Origin of the sequence: Nonomuraea sp. NPDC049684 (assembly GCF_044465345.1) — a bacterium.
Lineage (GTDB): Bacteria > Actinomycetota > Actinomycetes > Streptosporangiales > Streptosporangiaceae > Nonomuraea.
In genome coordinates, this window is the sequence record NZ_JBITLO010000020.1 from 13,356 (window position 1) to 28,476 (window position 15,121).

A 15,121-nucleotide genomic window follows, 5' to 3' on the forward strand; every position below is an offset into this window, starting at 1 on the left:
CGGGGGGGCGAGTCAGGCGGGACGCCCGATCGCCAGGTCCAGGGCGTGGGCCGCGTCCTGGCCCGGCGACGGGCGCCAGGCCACGTGCTGGTCGGGGCGGACCAGGGCCAGCGTGCCGGCCGGGTCCGGCAGGTCCACCTCCCGCAGCGGCACGCCCAGCTCGGCCGCCCGCTCCGTCAGCACCTTGGCCTCCGGCGACGACAGGTCGCCCACCAGGCTGAACCCCGGCCCGAGCCGGTCGTAGAGCGACTCGCCGGGAGCGAGCCACCGGTGCGGCAGCCGCTCGCCACACCCCCCGGCCACCACCGGCGACCCCGCGTACGTGTACCCCAGCACCAGGTCCAGGCTGTGGAACTCGCTGTCCTTGGTCCGCCGCACCGCCTCCGCGACGGCCGGGCGCACCCGCTCGAACTCCGCGTCCGGGCCCATCAGGGCGGGATCGGCCAGTTCGGGCGCGAGCGTGGCCATGTTGGCGGCGGCGGCCTCGATCGTGGCCGCCGCGACCGGCCGCCGTTCGGCCTCGTAGCTGGCCAGCAGGGTCGCGGGGGCCCATCCGTTCAGCACGGCGGCCAGCTTCCAGCCGAGGTTGACCGCGTCCCCGATGCCGGTGTTGAAGCCGTGGCCGCCGTAGGGCGGGTTCTGGTGCGCGGCGTCGCCCGCCAGGAACACCCGCTCGCCGGCGTACCGGTCGGCCAGCAGCATGCGCGCGGTCCACGGGTCGGTGGCCAGGATCTCGACCTCGACGTCGGCCCCGACCAGGTTGCGGACCAGGCGCACCGGATCGGTGCCCTCCGCCGGGACGCCCTGGGCGATGCACCACCACAGGTCCTCCAGGTCGAGCCGGCCGAGCATGCCGGGCTGGGCCGGGTTCAGCACCCAGTAGTGCACGGCGGGACCGTGGGGCACCCGGCCGGCCAGGCCGGGCGCGCGGAAGACGACGTTGAAGTTGGGCCTGGCGTCCTGGCGGCCCTCGTAGCGGGCGCCGATGGCCGGGCGCGTCACGCTGCGGGCGCCGTCGCAGCCGACGACGTAGGCGGCGCGCACCTGGCGGGTGCCGCCGTCCGCGGCGGCCAGGTCGGCGGTGACGCCGTCGGCGTCCTCGCGCAGGCCGGTCACCCGCCAGCCGGTGAGCAGCGCGTCACCGACGGCCTCGCGCAGCACCTCCTCGACGATCGGCTGCGGCACCTGCTGGCCCGGCTCGGCGGCCAGGTCGGAGCCGGTCAGGTCGAGGCCGAAGCAGCCGCCGATCCTGGTGATCTCGCGGCCGAGCAGGCCGGTCGTGAACACCGCCTCGTCCGACCAGGAGACCGCGAGCGGCGCGCGGGCGCGCACCGTCTCGGCCAGCCCCCACCTGCGCAGCAGCTCCATCGACCGCGCCGACGTGGTCTTGGCGCGCGGACGCAGCCACGACACGCTCTCGCGCGGCTCGACGACCATGCTGCGCACCCCGTGGTGGGCCAGCTCCACGGCCGTCGCCAGCCCGACGGGCCCGCCTCCGGCGATCAGTACCGGTATGTCGGTCTGGCGCACGCTTGCTCCCATTCGTCATGGTGATCAGCGGCATACTCCAAGCGCCGCGCGTCCCACGTCAAGCTCGGGCCGAAACCGCCGGCCGGATCACCGATCGGGAACGATCTAGAGGACGGCCGCCGGACTTGTTACGGTCGTTCCATGACTGAGTCCTCGGCGGTGCCGCTGCACATGCGGCGGGTGGAGTTCGACCCGGCCCCCGAACTGGGCGAGGTGCGCGACCAGGAACGGATCAAGCGCATCGACACCCTCCTCGGCCTGGAGGCATGGGTGGTGACCCGGTACGCCGACGTCCGCGAGGTCCTGGGCGACGCCGACCGGTTCAGGCTCGCCAGGCAGGGCTCGGCCCGCATGCCGGGAGCGCCCGAGCTGACCGAGGAACAGCTCGCCGAGCTGCGCGCGGGCAACCTGCTCGGCCAGGACCCGCCCGAGCACACCCGGCTGCGCAGGATGCTGACGCCCGAGTTCACGATCCGCCGGATGAAGCGGCTGGAGCCCCGCATCAGGGACATCGTGCACGAGCACCTCGACGCCATGGAGGCCGCGGGCTCCCCGGCCGACCTGGTGTCGTCGTTCGCGCTGCCGATCCCGTCGCTGGTGATCTGCGAGCTGCTGGGCGTGCCGTACGAGGACCGCGCCGACTTCCAGCGGCGTTCCGGGCGCATGCTGGACCTGTCGCTGCCGGTCGAGGAGCGGGTGGCGGCCAGCTTCGAGTCGCGGGCGTACATGCGCGACCTGGTCACCCGCATGCGCACCGACCCGGGCGAGGACCTGCTCGGCATGCTCATCCGCGAGCACGGCGACGACCTGACCACCAGCGAGCTCGTCGGCATCGGCAACCTGCTGCTGCTGGCCGGGCACGAGACCACCTCCAACATGCTCTCGCTCGGCACGCTGGCCCTGCTGCGCAACCCCGGGCAGCTCGAACTCCTGCGCAAGGAGCCCGAGCGCATCGACGCGACGGTGGAGGAGCTGCTGCGCTGGCTCAGCATCGTCCACTCCGGCACGGTCAAGATCACGTCCAGGGAGGTCGAGCTGGCCGGGCGGACCATCGGCGCGGGCGAGATGATCCTTTGCTCGCTGCCCGCCGCCAACCGCGACCCCGCCTTCATCGCCGACCCCGACACCCTCGACATCACCCGCGGCGCCCCCGGCCACGTCGCCTTCGGCCACGGCGTCCACCACTGCCTGGGCGCGCCGCTCGCCCGCATGGAGATGAAGATCGCCTTCCCCGCGCTCTTCGAGCGCTTCCCCGGCCTGCGCCCGACGGAGTCCACGCCGGAGTTCCGGTCCTTCAACGTCGTCTACGGCCTGACCGAGCTGGAGGTCGCCTGGTAGCGGCGTACACGCGGATTTTGTCGGCGGCGGCGGATAACGTGCGGGTGTCATGCCAACCGAAGCCAGGCCACACGAGCTGATCGGCAGGGACCACCCCGCCGCGCTGCTGCGCGCCGAGGTCGCGCGGGTGGTCGACAGCCACGGCGGCCTGGTCCTGGTCACCGGCGAGGCCGGCATCGGCAAGACCACGCTCGTCACCAGCGCCGCCGCCGAGGCCAGGCGCAGGGGAGCGCTCGTGGTCGGCGGCGCCTGCTGGGACTCCGGCAGCGCCCCCGGCTACTGGCCCTGGGTCCAGGTCATCCGCGCCCTGCGCCGCTCGGCCGCCCCCCACGAGTGGGCCGAGGCCGAGCAGTCGGCCGGCGGCAGCCTGGCCGCCCTGCTCGGCGAGGCGGCGGCGCTCGCCCAGCCGCACCTGGAGGTCACCGCCGACCCCGACCCCGCCTCCGCGTTCCAGATCTACGACGCGGTCACCACCGCCCTGGTGTCGCTCTCCCAGCACCACCCGCTCGTGATCGTCATCGACGACCTCCACGCGGCCGACCCCGCCTCGCTGCGGCTGCTTGAATTCGCGGCCCGCCAGACCTGGTTCGAGCGCCTGCTCCTGGTCGGCACCTACCGCGACGCCGAGGTCGAGCCGGTCGACCACCCGCTGCGCGACCTGCTGTCGCCGCTCGTCGCCAAGGCCACCACCATCACGCTCACCGGCCTCGACCAGGCCGGGGTGGGCGCCCTCATGGCCCGCACCGCCGGGCTCGACCCGCCCGCCGACCTGGTGGCCGAGGTCCACGTGCGCACGGGCGGAAACCCGTTCTTCGTCGAGCAGACGGCCCGGCTGTGGCGCAGCGGCGGCTCGGCCACGGCCGTGGCGCCCGGGGTCCGCGACGCGCTGCTGCGCCGGCTGTCCCTGCTGCCGCGTCCGGTGTCGGAGCTGCTGCCCGCCGCGGCCGTGCTCGGGCGCGAGTTCCACCGCCAGGTGCTGGCCGCCACCGTGGCCGCCCCCGTCGCGCACGTCGACCGTCTCCTCGATCTCGCCGTGATCGCCAGGCTGGTGGTGACCAAGGGCGGCGGCCGGTTCGCCTTCGCCCACGACCTCGTCCGCGAGACCCTCTACGACGCCGTCGCCGACGTGCGCGACCTGCACGCCGCCGTGGTGCGCGCCCTCGACGGCGCCCCCGACCTGGCCAGCCGCATGCTGCCGAGCGACCTGGCCCGGCACGCCTACCTCGCCGGCGACCGCGTCGACCCCGAGCGCGCGATCGACCTGCTCCAGGCCGCCGCCCGCGCCGCCCGCAGCCGGCTGGCCGGCGAGGAGGAGCTCGGCCACCTGCGTCGCGCCCACGAGCTGAGCGCCGCCGCCGCGCCCCGCCGGCGCGTGCTGGTCTGCCTCGACCTCGGCCGGGAGCTGCACCACCGCGGCGAGCGCGACGCGGGCCGCCGGCTGTTCGAGGAGGCCGCCGCCGTCGCCGCCGAGCTCGGCGACCCCGAGCTGACCGCCCGCGTCGCGCTGGTCTTCCGCTCCCACCACGGCCACGACGACTCCCTCGACCGGCTGCGCCGGGCCCACGCCGCGCTCGTCGGCGAGCCGGCCCCCGACGACCGCCTGGCCCTCGACCTGGTCTTCCACCTCACCGCCCGGGCCCGCAGGGGAGGCGACGACGACGTCCTGGCCTTCAGCCTGTGGGCCCACCACGACATCATCTGGGGCCCCGGCACGGCGGGCGAGCGCGTGGCCCTGACCGGCGAGCTGCTCGACGTCGCCCGGCGCACCTCCGACCGCGAGCTCGAACACCTCGCCGGCGCCCTGCGCTGGGTGGCCATGATCGAGGAGGGCGACCCCCGCTACCTCGACCGGTTCCACGACTACGCGGCCAGGGGCCGCAGCACCGACGACGCCCACCTCAACCTCACCACGTCCGTCGACGCCAGCATCGTGGCCGCGCTCGCCGGCCGCTTCGCCGAGGCCGAGTCGCTGATGACGGGGCTGTCCCTCGACGGCAAGGACCACGACTTCGACGTCATGCTCGACCACCACCGCTGGGCGATCCGCTGGCTCCAGGGCAGGGTGGAGGAGCAGGAAGACGTCCTGCGCAGGCTCAGGGCCGGCCGCCACCCCGACCGCGGCCTGCTGGAGGCGCTGACCGCCCTGCAGGCCGGCGACGTCGGCACCGCGCTGCGCCACCACGCGGCCGGCGCGCGGGTGGGTCGCATGGCCGAGCCGCTGTGGCTGCGTTTCCAGGCGGAGCTGGCCGCCGCCACCCACGACCGGGAGCTGGCCGCCGGGGCGCGGGCCGCGCTGCTGCCGTACCGGGGCAGGTGGGCGGTGTCCTACTACGGCTGGGACATCAGCGGCCCCTACGACCTGTGGATCGCCCTGCTCGACCTGGCCGAGGGGCGGTGGGCGGAGGCGGCCGAGGGGTTCGCGCGGGCGTACCGGTCGGCCGACCGGATGCGGGCCCGCCCGTGGTCGGTGCTGGCCCGTGCCCGCCTGGCCGAGGCCCTCCTGGCCGGCGGCGACACCGACGGGGCCCGTCCCGTGCTGGCGGAGGTCCGGCGCGAGGCGGCCGAGCTCGGCATGCAGCACGTCCTCGACACCCTCCCGCCGCCGGGGAGCGCCGCCGCCGAGCCCGCGCCCCCGCAGGCCCCGGCCCGCGCCGACGGCCCCGAGCCGGCCACGGGCGACTTCCGCAAGGACGGCGAGGTCTGGGCCCTCAGGTTCGCCGGGCGGCTGGCCCACATGCCCGACGCCAAGGGCCTGCGCGACCTGCACCACCTGCTCGGCCACCCCGGCGCCGACATCCCCGCCGTCGCTCTGCTGGCCCCGGAGGGCGGCGACGTCGTGCTGGCCGCCCGCGCGATGGGCGGCGACGCCGTCCTCGACGAGGAGGCCAAGGCCGACTACCGCCGCCGCCTGTCCGTCCTCGACGACGAGATCGACCGGGCCGCCGCCCGCGGCGACGACGACCGGGCGGCCGAGTACGACCGCGAGAGGGCGGCCCTGCTGGAGGAGCTCCGCACGGCCGCCGGGCTGGGCGGCCGCTCCCGCCGTCTGGGCGACGAAGCCGAACGGGCCCGCAAGACGGTGACCGCCCGAATCCGCGACACCCTCCGCAAGCTCACCCAGACCCACCCCGAACTCGCCACCCACCTCCGCGCCACCATCTCCACCGGCGCCACCTGCCGCTACCAGCCCACCACGCCCATCACCTGGCGCCTGTAACCGGGCATTCGCAACCGCATCGAGACCTCGGGCCATCGAACCTCTCCCGCGTCAGGCGGATCTCATCCCGCAGACCGCCCCAGCAGAGGAGACGCCTGATGCCGCCGGCCTCCGGAACCACGATCGGACGACGTCCACGGCGGCGTGCCCTCGCCCTGCTCGCACTCACCGCCGCGACCGGATGCCTGCCGTTCCCGACCACGCCGAGCCTCGGCGGCCTGACCGGCGTCACGGTCAACGCCGAGGGCAGGCTGACCCTGGTCCTGGCCTGGTGCGGACGGCCGCCGGACGGTGTGGCCGTCTATCACCGGAGCGACGAGAGCCTCGTGGACCAGGCACGCCTCACCGCACCGCCGCTGCCCGGATCCATGGCCTACCTGGACCTGGAGAAGATCTCCCCGGGATGGTCGGTGGCCGAGGGCGACCTGGAGTTCCCGCGGGAGCGGAAGTACATGGCGGCCGGCTACGACGCCAAGAGGAACGCCCGCATGTACGGCGTGGTCTTCACCGGTGAGAGCGGCGAGAAGGTCCGCCCTGGGCAGGTCATCGTCACGGAGTACCGCGAGCCGGAGAAGGACGGCCACGACGTCCTGCTCTCCACCGCCGAGTTCACCGCCCGGGTCCCGCACTACTGCTAGCCCTGGGAGGGCCCGGCGCAGCGCGGATCGGGCGCGCAGGGCAGGGGATGCCTGCTCTGCGCGCCCGATCCGTGCGATGGCGGTTATTTGCGGTTGTAGAGGCGCATGGTCAGGGTGCCGAAGACGGCGATGAGCAGGACGGACGCGATCAGGACCCAGGTCAGCTCGCCCACGTCCGGGGTGCCCGCCATCAGGGAACGGACGGCGGCCACCAGCCGGGTGATCGGGTTGACGTTGACGAAGATCTGCAGCCAGCCGGGCATCGTGGCCGGGTCGACGTACACGTTGCTGAGGAAGGTCAGCGGGAACAGGACGAGCATGCTCATGCCCATCACCGACTTCTCGCTCCGCATGAGCAGGCCGAACATCGTCCACACCCACGAGAAGGCGAAGGAGAAGCCGAGCAGCAGCACGATCCCGGCCAGCACGCCCGTGACGCCCCCCTGCGGACGGAACCCCAGCGCCAGGCCGACGGCGAGGATGACCGTCGAGGCCAGGGTGTAGCGCAGGACGTCGCCGAGCAGGTAGCCCACCATGGTCGAGGGACGCCAGATCGGCAGGGTGCGGAAGCGGTCGAACACCCCCTTCTCGATGTCCTTGTTGACCTCCACCCCGGTGTACATGGTGATCATCACGACGCTGCTCACCATGATGCCGGGCAGCAGGAACTGCAGGTAGTCGGTCGGGGAGCCGGCCAGGGCGCCGCCGAACAGGTACGTGAACATCAGCGTCATCATGAGCGGGAACGCGGTCACGTCGAAGAGCTGCTCGGGCACGTGCTTGATCTTCAGGATGGCCCGCCAGCCGAACGTGACCGACGCCGACCACGCGCTCGGCCGGGGCGGCTTCACCCCGGGGGCCAGGACGGTGCCGAGCACGTCGGCGGCGGGGGAGTAGGTCGTGGCGGTCTCGGTGGTGGCGGTCATGCTGCGGCCTCCTGCGCGGTCGCGGACTCGGTGGTGCCGGTGGCGGGGTGGTCGGTGAGGGCGAGGAAGACCTCGTCCAGGCTGGGCTGGCCGAGGGAGAAGTCGTCGACGACGATCCCGGCCTCGGCCAGGCGGCCGAGCGCGCGCGAGGCCTGCTCGGCGGCGGCGGCCTCGCGGCCGTGGCCGGTGATGCGGGCGGTGAGCGACACGGGGTCGGCGTCCAGGTAGACGGGCGCGTCGAGGATCTGCGACAGCAGCCGCTCGGCTTCGGGACGGGTGGCCGGGTCGCGCAGCCGCACGTGGACCGAGCCGGCGCCGACGGACGACTTGAGCTCGCCCGGCGTGCCCTCGGCGATGACCCTGCCGTGGTCGATGACCGCGATGCGGCCGGCCAGGCGGTCGGCCTCCTCCAGGTACTGGGTGGTGAGCAGCACGGTGGTGCCGTGGGCGACGACGATGCGGACGATGTCCCAGACCTGGTTGCGGCTGCGCGGGTCGAGGCCGGTCGTCGGCTCGTCGAGGAAGAGCAGGTCGGGCGTGTTGAGGATGCTGGCGGCGATGTCGATGCGCCGCCGCATGCCGCCCGAGTACGTCTTGACCTGCCGTCCCGCGGCCTCCGTCAGCCCGAACGCCTCCAGCAGCTGCGCCGCCCGCTCCCGGGCGGCCGGCTTGCGGTGGCCGAGCAGGCGGCCGAGCAGGATCAGGTTCTCGGCGCCGGTCATGTCCTCGTCGACGGAGGCGTACTGGCCGGTCAGGCTGACGCGGCTGCGCACGGCGTCGGCCTCGCGCACCACGTCGTGCCCGAACACGGTGGCCTCGCCGCCGTCCGGCCGCAGCAGGGTGGCCAGCATGCGGACGGCGGTGGTCTTGCCCGCGCCGTTGGGGCCGAGCACGCCGTAGACGGTGCCGGCCGGCACCTCCAGGTCGAGGCCGTCCACGGCGCGGTTGTCGCCGAAGACCTTGACCAGGCCGGAGGTCTGTATCGCCAGGTCTCGCATGGGTGTTCCTCTCATGAGCAGTACGGCTGGGCGCGCCGGGCGTCGCGCAACGCCCGGCCCCACCAGGTGAGCTGGTCGAGCATGGTCGCGACCGCACGCGCGCGGTCGTCGGTGTCGTACGGTTCGCCGCTTCCGGCCACGTCGTCCCCGAGCAGGTCGAGGCCCACCCAGTCGCGCATCGTCACGACGTGCAGGGCGGAGAAGACGGTACGGAGCTGCTCGACCGCGTACAGGCCGGAAGATCCCGAGCCGTAGGCGACGAAACCGGCCGGCTTGGCCTGCCATTCGTCGTAGGCGTAGTCGATGGCCTGCTTGAGCGAGGCCGGGAAGCTGCGGTTGTACTCGGGGGTGACGACGGCGAAGGCGTCGGCCTCGCCGACGGCCGCGGTGAAGCGGCGCATCGAGGGGGTCTCGCGCTCCGGGTAGCGGCCGGGGAAGGCGTAGTCGGCCAGGTCGAGGAGGCTGACCGCCAGGTCGGGACGGTCGCGGGCGCGCCCGGCGAACCACTTCGCCACCGTCTCGCCCATCCGCCCGACGCGGGTGCTCGCGATGATCACCGCGAGGCGGAGCGGTGCGGCGCTCCCGCCGGCGGTGTCGTCCCTGCCCGTCATCGTCCACCTCCCTCGGCCCGTTCCGGGCTCTCACCAAGGAGGCGCCAGACGGCCGCCAGACGGCCGCTAGACGGGATCTAGCGGGCCGTCAGGCGGCCGGTCTGAGCACGTAGCCGACGCCGCGCAGGGTGTGGATCATCGGACGGCGGTCGGCGTCGATCTTGCGGCGCAGGTAGGAGATGTACAGCTCGACGATGTTGCCCTGGCCGGCGAAGTCGTAGGCCCACACCCGGTCGAGGATGTGCGCCTTGCTGAGCGCGCGTCCCGGATGGCGCATGAGCAGCCGCAGCAGCTCGAACTCGGTCGGGGTGAGCCTGACCTGCTGGCCGGCCCGCCGTACCTCGCGGGTCTCCTGGTCCAGGGTGAGGTCGCCGACCGACAGGGCGGCGGACAGTGCGCCGGCCGAGCGGCGCAGCAGGCCGTGCAGCCTGATCACGACCTCGTCCACGCCGAACGGCCGCATCACGTAGTCGTCGGCGCCCGCGCGCAGGCCGAGGGAGGGGTCGGGCAGGGCGTCCGGCGCGGTCAGGAAGAGGACCGGCACGCCGGGCAGCGCGGCCCGCAGCCGGGGCAGGAAGCGGCCGCCGCCGCCCCTGACGTCCAGGACGATCGCCCCCGGACGGAACCCGCGCACGGCCCTGACCGCCTCGCCGCCGCCGAGGCTGCGCACGTCCCAGCGGCGCATCGCGCGGGAGAGGGACTGGCCGAGTGGGCGCTCGTCCACGACGAGGACGGCGTACGAGTCGCGCGCGGATCCGGGCGTGACGGTCGAACCGGTCGGGTGCATGCCGGAGACGATGCCGGTCGTGCATGAGGTTTGTCTGAGGACGGCTTGTGACGCGCCTGAGGATGCCGACGCGTTGTCCCTGGAACAAGCGGAAGGGCCCGGCCGCCGGCCGAGCCCTTCCCATCCCTTGAAGCGCGATCACCGTTCCTGCCGCTACCCGGAATGTGCGGCTTATCACTCTGAAGAGTCGGTTCTTTCACTAGACCTTGACTGTTGTTGAGGTTCTAGGCTGCCTTTCATGAGCGGAATTCTGGTGACCGGCGCGACCGGCAACGTGGGCAGGCATGTGATCTCCTCCCTGGCGGAGGCCGGGCACGAGGTGCGGGCGCTGGTCCGCGACCCGGCCCGGGCGGTGCTCCCGGAGGGCGTCGAGGCCGTACGCGGCGACCTGGCCGACCCCGGCAGCCTTGAGACCGCCCTGCGCGGCGGCGACCGGGTGTACCTGATGTGGCCCGGCATCCCCGTGGATCCCCGGGTGGTGACCACGGTGGCCGGGCGCGCCGAGCAGGTCGTGTACCTGTCGGCGGACGTGCCCGACCTGGCGGACGGCGAGCCCGCCACGAGCTACCACCAGGAGATCGAACGGCTGATCAGGGCGTCCGGGACGCGGTGGACGTTCGTCCGGGGCATCGACTTCGCCACGAACACGCTGGCCTGGGCCGCCCAGATCCGGCAAGGCGTGGTCCGGCTCCCGTACGGAAAGGCCGCCAGATCGCTGATCCACGAGCGGGACATCGCGGACGTCGTCGCCCACGTGCTCACCACCCCCGGCCACGACGGCGCCAAGTACCTGATCACCGGCCCCGAGTCGATCACCCAGGAGGAGCTGGCGCGGACCGTCGGCGAGGAGATCGGCCGCGAGGTGCGCTGGGAGGACCTGCCGCCGGAGGTCGCCCGCGAGCAGCTGACGGCCGCCTGGGGGGATCCGGCGTTCGTCGAGGCCCGGCTCAGGGCGTGGGAGTCGTTCACGCACACCCCGGAACGCGTGACCGGCACGGTACGGGAGCTGCTGGGCCGGCCCGCGCGCACGTTCCGCTCATGGGCCCGCGACCACGCGCCCGACTTCCGCACGCCCTGAGGCCCGCGCCCACGGTGGCGCACGCCGGCGCGCCTAGAGGCGTGGGCGGCCCGAGACGCAAGGCGCGCCTACGCGGTCAGGCTCACCGCCGCGATCGTCTCGCCCATGTCGTCGAGCAGGTCGGCGACCACCGGCCCGGCCTGCAACCGCCAGGCGAGCGCCTGCAGGCCGTGGCCCGGCACCGGCACCTCCCGCCCGCCCAGCCTGACGGTCTCCACCTCGGCCGACAGCCGCAGCAGCCCGTAGGCCACCCACCGCTTCGGCCGGGGTAACCAGCGACCCGCGTTGGTGTCGAGACGCCCGTTCTCGTCGGTCAGCCCGTGCTCCTTGAGCACCGAGACGCCCTGCCGGTGGGCCAGCAGGTCGTCGCTGCGCGCGGCGGACATGCTGTCGCCGGCGCGCAGCGCCCAACGACCGCGGCGGAACGACAGCAGCCAGACGTCCACCCAGGACAGGCCGAAGCCGTCCAGGCGGGCGAAGGCGGTCGCCGCGATCCGGTCGCCGACGTACAGGGAGGCAGGGGTGAAGCGGAAGCGTCCGCTCAGGTTGCCGGGAAGGGACCTCGGCAGCCCGTGATCGATGAGTCGCAGGCTCTCGACGGCGGGGTTGTACCCAAAATCATGAGTACGTTCCACAGGCTCACCATACACACGGACGCCCCGGATGAAAGGCACGCTTTGTTCCCAGTTGGTGAATGATGATGCTCATGGACCGAATTGAAGCTTCTGACCGTCGCCGGGCCCTGGTGCTCGGTGGCGGCGGCGTGGCGGGCATCGCCTGGGCGACCGGCGTGCTGGCCGGGCTGGCCGACGAGGGCGTGGACGTACGGGACGCCGACCTGATCGTGGGCACCTCGGCCGGCTCGGCGGTCGGCGCCCAGGCTCGCAGCCGGCTCACCGTCGAGGAGCTGTTCCAGCGGCAGGTCGATCCCGCGCTGCAGGCCAGGGAGATCCCCGCGGTGTTCGACGCGGCCTCCTTCGCGGCCGCCCTCCAGGGCATCCTGGCCGGCGCCCACGACCGGGACGAGCTGCACCGGCGCATCGGCGCCTGGGCGCTGGAGGCCCCCACGGTCGGCGAGGCCGAACGGCGTGCGGCGGTGGCCTCCCGCCTGCCCGAGACCGACTGGCCGCAGCGCCCGCTCGTGCTGGTCGCGCTCGACGCGGCGACCGGTGAGACCCGCCTGTTCGACCGGGCGTCCGGGGTTGACCTGGTGGACGCGGTGACGGCCAGTTGCGCCGTGCCCGGGGTCTGGCCGCCGGTCACCATCGAGGGCCGCCGCTACGTCGACGGCGGCGTGCGGTCCAGCGACAACGCCGACCTGGCGGCGGGCTTCGAACGCGTGCTGGTGGTCTCGCCCCAGCCGCCCGGCGCTCCCGCCTCACCCTGGACGTCGCTCGAACAGGAGGTGGCCCTGCTGCGCAAGGAGGGCTCCGCGGTCGAGGTCGTCAGCCCGGACGAGGGCGCCGTCGCGGCCATGGGCGCCAACCCGCTCGACCCCGCCGTACGGTCACCGGCGGCCCACGCCGGCCGCGAGCAGGGCCGGCGGGTGGCCGCCGTCGTCCACAGCCTGTGGACCTAGCCGGCCGCGGCGCGCTCGGCGAGCGGGCGGCGGCGCAGCGCCGGGTCGGTCAGTGACGCCGGACGCCACGCGCCGTCCGGCTGGTACATGTCACGCCCCGGCGGGACGATCTCGTCGATCCGGTCGAGCGCGGCGTCGTCGAGCGTGAGCGCGGCGCCCTTCAGCAGGTCGTCGAGCTGCGCCATCGTCCGCGGCCCGGTGATCACCGAGGTGACCGCCGGGTGCGCGGCGGCGAAGGCCACGGCGAGCTGGGGGAGCGTGCAGCCGAGGTCGTCCGCGAGCTCGACCAGCTTCTCGACGGCGTCGAGCTTGGCGGCGTTCTCCGGGATCGACGGGTCGAAGCGGTGGGGGGTCAGCGCGGCCCGGCCGGTGGTCAGGTCGATGTCGCCGTTCTTGCGGTAGCGGCCGCTCAGGAAGCCCGACGCGAGCGGGCTCCAGGTCAGGACGCCCATGCCGTACCGGCGGCAGACGGGCAGCAGGTCCTTCTCGACGCCGCGGGCGAACAGCGAGTACGGCGGCTGCTCCGTCCTGAACCGGTGCAGCGCCCGCCGCTCCGAGACCTGGTGAGCCTCGACGATCTCCGCCGCCGGGAACGTCGAGCAGCCGAACGCGCGGATCTTGCCCTGCCGCACGAGGTCGGTCAGCGCCGACAGCGTCTCCTCGATGTCGGTCGTGTGGTCGGGCCGGTGGATCTGGTAGAGATCGATCCAGTCGGTGCCGAGCCGCCGGAGGCTCTGCTCGACCTCCTTCATGATCCACAAGCGCGAGTTCCCGGACCTGTTCGGCCCCTCGCCCATCCGGAAGTGCACCTTGGTGGCCAGCACGACGTCGTCGCGGCGGCCCTTCAGCGCCTTGCCGACGATCTCCTCGGACTCGCCCGCGGAGTACATGTCCGCCGTGTCCACGAAGTTGACGCCCTGGTCGAGGGCGGCGTGGACGATGCGGGCGCAGTCGTCGTGGTCGGGGTTGCCGACGGCGCCGAACATCATCGTCCCGAGGCAGTGGACGCTCACCTCGATGCCGGTGCCGCCGAGTACGCGGTAGCGCATTGTCATAGTCCGCGACTTTAGGTCCTGGAGTCCACTCCACCTCAAGGGCTCGACGGCAGGTGTGACAGGGGCGGCCAGGGGCACCGGAGGCGCATGGGGATGGTGACGGTGTCGTCCTGGCGCGAGCTGGACGACGCGATCAGCGCGGCCGGCCACACCGAAGGCCCGGCCCACGCGCACTCGACGCTGGTCTTCCGTGGCCTGGCGAAGAGCACGTACTCGCACGTGCACAGCCTGGCGCGGCTGGCGGGCGACTACGCCACCCTAGAAACCCACTTGATACGAAATTTCAGAAAATATGCGCACAGGGCCGCCCCTGGCCCTTCTGTCTGGGACTGGCTGGCTCTCGGCCAGCACCACGGCCTGCCCACCCGCCTCCTGGACTGGACGTTCTCCCCACTGGTCGCGCTGCACTTCGCCACCGCGTCCTGGCCCGGCGACGACGCCGTGCTGCTGGCCGTCGACTGCGCGGGCGCGCACCGCCTGCTGCCCAGGCCGCTGCGCGAGGTGCTCGACGGCGAGGGCGCGCTGCTGTTCAGCACCGAGATGCTCGCCGAACGCGCCGCCGGTCTGGCCGGCTTCGACGCGCTCGGCCGCGACCGGCCGTTCGTCGCCTTCTTCGAGCCGCCGTCGCTGGACGAGCGCATGGTCAACCAGTCGTCGGTGCTGTCGGCGATGTCGGGGGCGACGTACCAGCTCGACGACTGGCTGGCCGAGCATCCCGGGCTGTGGCGGGGCTGGTCGATCCCGGCCGGGGTCAAGGTCGAGATCCGGCGGCGGCTCGACCAGGCCGGGATCACCGAGCGGGTGCTGCTGCCCGGCCTCGACGGGCTGGCCGAGTGGCTGCGCCGCTACTACTCGCCGGGCAGCGTCGACGTGCCGGCCGGTGGCTCCAGCATGTCCGGGCCCGAGCGCCTCGGCCAGCAGGAGGGCCGCATGAACGACTGACCGCCGGGCCCGCCGCTCACCCGGGCAGCGTGCCGCGCACGGCGTCCTGGCCGGGCAGCGTGCCGCGCACGGCCTCCTCGGTGCGGCCGATCACGGTGCGCCCGTCGTCGGCGGTGATGATCGGCCGCTGGATCAGGATCGGGTGCGCCGACAGCGCGGCGATCCAGCGCTCGCGGGCGTCCGGGTCGCGCGGCCAGGCGTCGAGGCCCAGCTCGGCCGCGACCGGCTCGCCCGTACGGGTGATGTCCCATGGCTCCAGCCCGAGCCGGGCCAGGACGGCGCGCAGCTCGTCCGGCGACGGCGGGTCCTCCAGGTAGCGGCGGACCTTGTAGTCGGCCGACTCGGCGTCGAGGATCGACAGGGCCGAACGGCACTTGGAGCAGCCGGGGTTGATCCAGATTTCCATGACGCCGAGGCTCTCA

The 15,121-nt window shown here is 73.6% G+C and carries 14 protein-coding genes; 6 read left to right on the forward strand and 8 right to left on the reverse strand.

Annotated features, from left to right (window positions below; translation table 11 throughout):
- Window positions 1-12: 12 nt before the first annotated feature.
- Window positions 13-1,530, reverse strand: coding sequence for an FAD-dependent monooxygenase (locus ACIBST_RS42310; RefSeq protein ID WP_397179149.1), 1,518 nt, complete (start codon window positions 1,528-1,530; stop codon window positions 13-15).
- 141 nt (window positions 1,531-1,671) lie between these two features.
- On the opposite strand from ACIBST_RS42310, the gene ACIBST_RS42315 reads away from it, so the two are divergent.
- The 3 genes from ACIBST_RS42315 to ACIBST_RS42325 all read left to right on the forward strand — a co-directional run bounded on the left by ACIBST_RS42315 (window position 1,672) and on the right by ACIBST_RS42325 (window position 6,723).
- Window positions 1,672-2,868, forward strand: a complete 1,197-nt coding sequence (locus ACIBST_RS42315) for a cytochrome P450 (RefSeq protein ID WP_397179150.1) — start codon at window positions 1,672-1,674, stop codon at window positions 2,866-2,868.
- A gap of 49 nt (window positions 2,869-2,917) precedes the next feature.
- A complete protein-coding gene (locus ACIBST_RS42320) occupies window positions 2,918-6,085 on the forward strand; it encodes an ATP-binding protein (protein ID WP_397179151.1) in 3,168 nt (1,055 codons plus the stop codon).
- A gap of 98 nt (window positions 6,086-6,183) precedes the next feature.
- Window positions 6,184-6,723 (forward strand): hypothetical protein, encoded by a 540-nt coding sequence (locus ACIBST_RS42325; RefSeq protein WP_397179152.1) that lies wholly within the window; start codon window positions 6,184-6,186, stop codon window positions 6,721-6,723.
- A gap of 83 nt (window positions 6,724-6,806) precedes the next feature.
- On the opposite strand, the gene ACIBST_RS42330 is transcribed toward ACIBST_RS42325, so the two are convergent.
- The 4 genes from ACIBST_RS42330 to ACIBST_RS42345 all read right to left on the reverse strand — a co-directional run bounded on the left by ACIBST_RS42330 (window position 6,807) and on the right by ACIBST_RS42345 (window position 10,045).
- A complete protein-coding gene (locus ACIBST_RS42330; RefSeq protein ID WP_397179153.1) occupies window positions 6,807-7,649 on the reverse strand; it encodes an ABC transporter permease in 843 nt (280 codons plus the stop codon).
- Window positions 7,646-8,647 (reverse strand): ATP-binding cassette domain-containing protein, encoded by a 1,002-nt coding sequence (locus ACIBST_RS42335; RefSeq protein WP_397179154.1) that lies wholly within the window; start codon window positions 8,645-8,647, stop codon window positions 7,646-7,648. The genes ACIBST_RS42330 and ACIBST_RS42335 overlap by 4 nt, the downstream gene beginning before the upstream one ends.
- A gap of 11 nt (window positions 8,648-8,658) precedes the next feature.
- On the reverse strand, window positions 8,659-9,258 hold the full coding sequence (locus ACIBST_RS42340) for an NADPH-dependent FMN reductase (protein WP_397179155.1): 600 nt from the start codon (window positions 9,256-9,258) through the stop codon (window positions 8,659-8,661).
- Between the two features lie 88 nt (window positions 9,259-9,346).
- Window positions 9,347-10,045 carry a response regulator transcription factor gene (locus tag ACIBST_RS42345; protein WP_397179156.1) on the reverse strand — a complete coding sequence of 233 codons (699 nt, stop codon included), beginning with the start codon at window positions 10,043-10,045 and terminating at the stop codon, window positions 9,347-9,349.
- A gap of 238 nt (window positions 10,046-10,283) precedes the next feature.
- Here ACIBST_RS42345 and ACIBST_RS42350 point away from each other — a divergent pair, with 238 nt between their 5' ends.
- Window positions 10,284-11,123: an NmrA family NAD(P)-binding protein gene (locus ACIBST_RS42350; protein ID WP_397179157.1), complete on the forward strand. Its 840-nt coding sequence runs from the start codon at window positions 10,284-10,286 to the stop codon at window positions 11,121-11,123.
- A 68-nt stretch (window positions 11,124-11,191) separates the two neighbouring features.
- On the opposite strand, the gene ACIBST_RS42355 is transcribed toward ACIBST_RS42350, so the two are convergent.
- Complete coding sequence (locus ACIBST_RS42355) at window positions 11,192-11,758, reverse strand: hypothetical protein (protein ID WP_397179158.1); 567 nt, start codon at window positions 11,756-11,758, stop codon at window positions 11,192-11,194.
- Between the two features lie 71 nt (window positions 11,759-11,829).
- On the opposite strand from ACIBST_RS42355, the gene ACIBST_RS42360 reads away from it, so the two are divergent.
- Entirely contained in the window at window positions 11,830-12,702 is an 873-nt protein-coding gene (locus ACIBST_RS42360) for a patatin-like phospholipase family protein (RefSeq protein ID WP_397179159.1), read from the forward strand.
- On the opposite strand, the gene ACIBST_RS42365 is transcribed toward ACIBST_RS42360, so the two are convergent.
- Window positions 12,699-13,757, reverse strand: coding sequence for an aldo/keto reductase (locus ACIBST_RS42365; RefSeq protein ID WP_397179160.1), 1,059 nt, complete (start codon window positions 13,755-13,757; stop codon window positions 12,699-12,701). The two genes, ACIBST_RS42360 and ACIBST_RS42365, sit on opposite strands and share 4 nt — an antisense overlap.
- An 87-nt stretch (window positions 13,758-13,844) precedes the next feature.
- Here ACIBST_RS42365 and ACIBST_RS42370 point away from each other — a divergent pair, with 87 nt between their 5' ends.
- Window positions 13,845-14,699 carry an FRG domain-containing protein gene (locus ACIBST_RS42370; protein WP_397179161.1) on the forward strand — a complete coding sequence of 285 codons (855 nt, stop codon included), beginning with the start codon at window positions 13,845-13,847 and terminating at the stop codon, window positions 14,697-14,699.
- Between the two features lie 16 nt (window positions 14,700-14,715).
- Here ACIBST_RS42370 and ACIBST_RS42375 read toward each other — a convergent pair whose 3' ends face one another.
- Entirely contained in the window at window positions 14,716-15,105 is a 390-nt protein-coding gene (locus ACIBST_RS42375; protein ID WP_397179162.1) for an arsenate reductase family protein, read from the reverse strand.
- Window positions 15,106-15,121 lie beyond the last annotated feature (16 nt).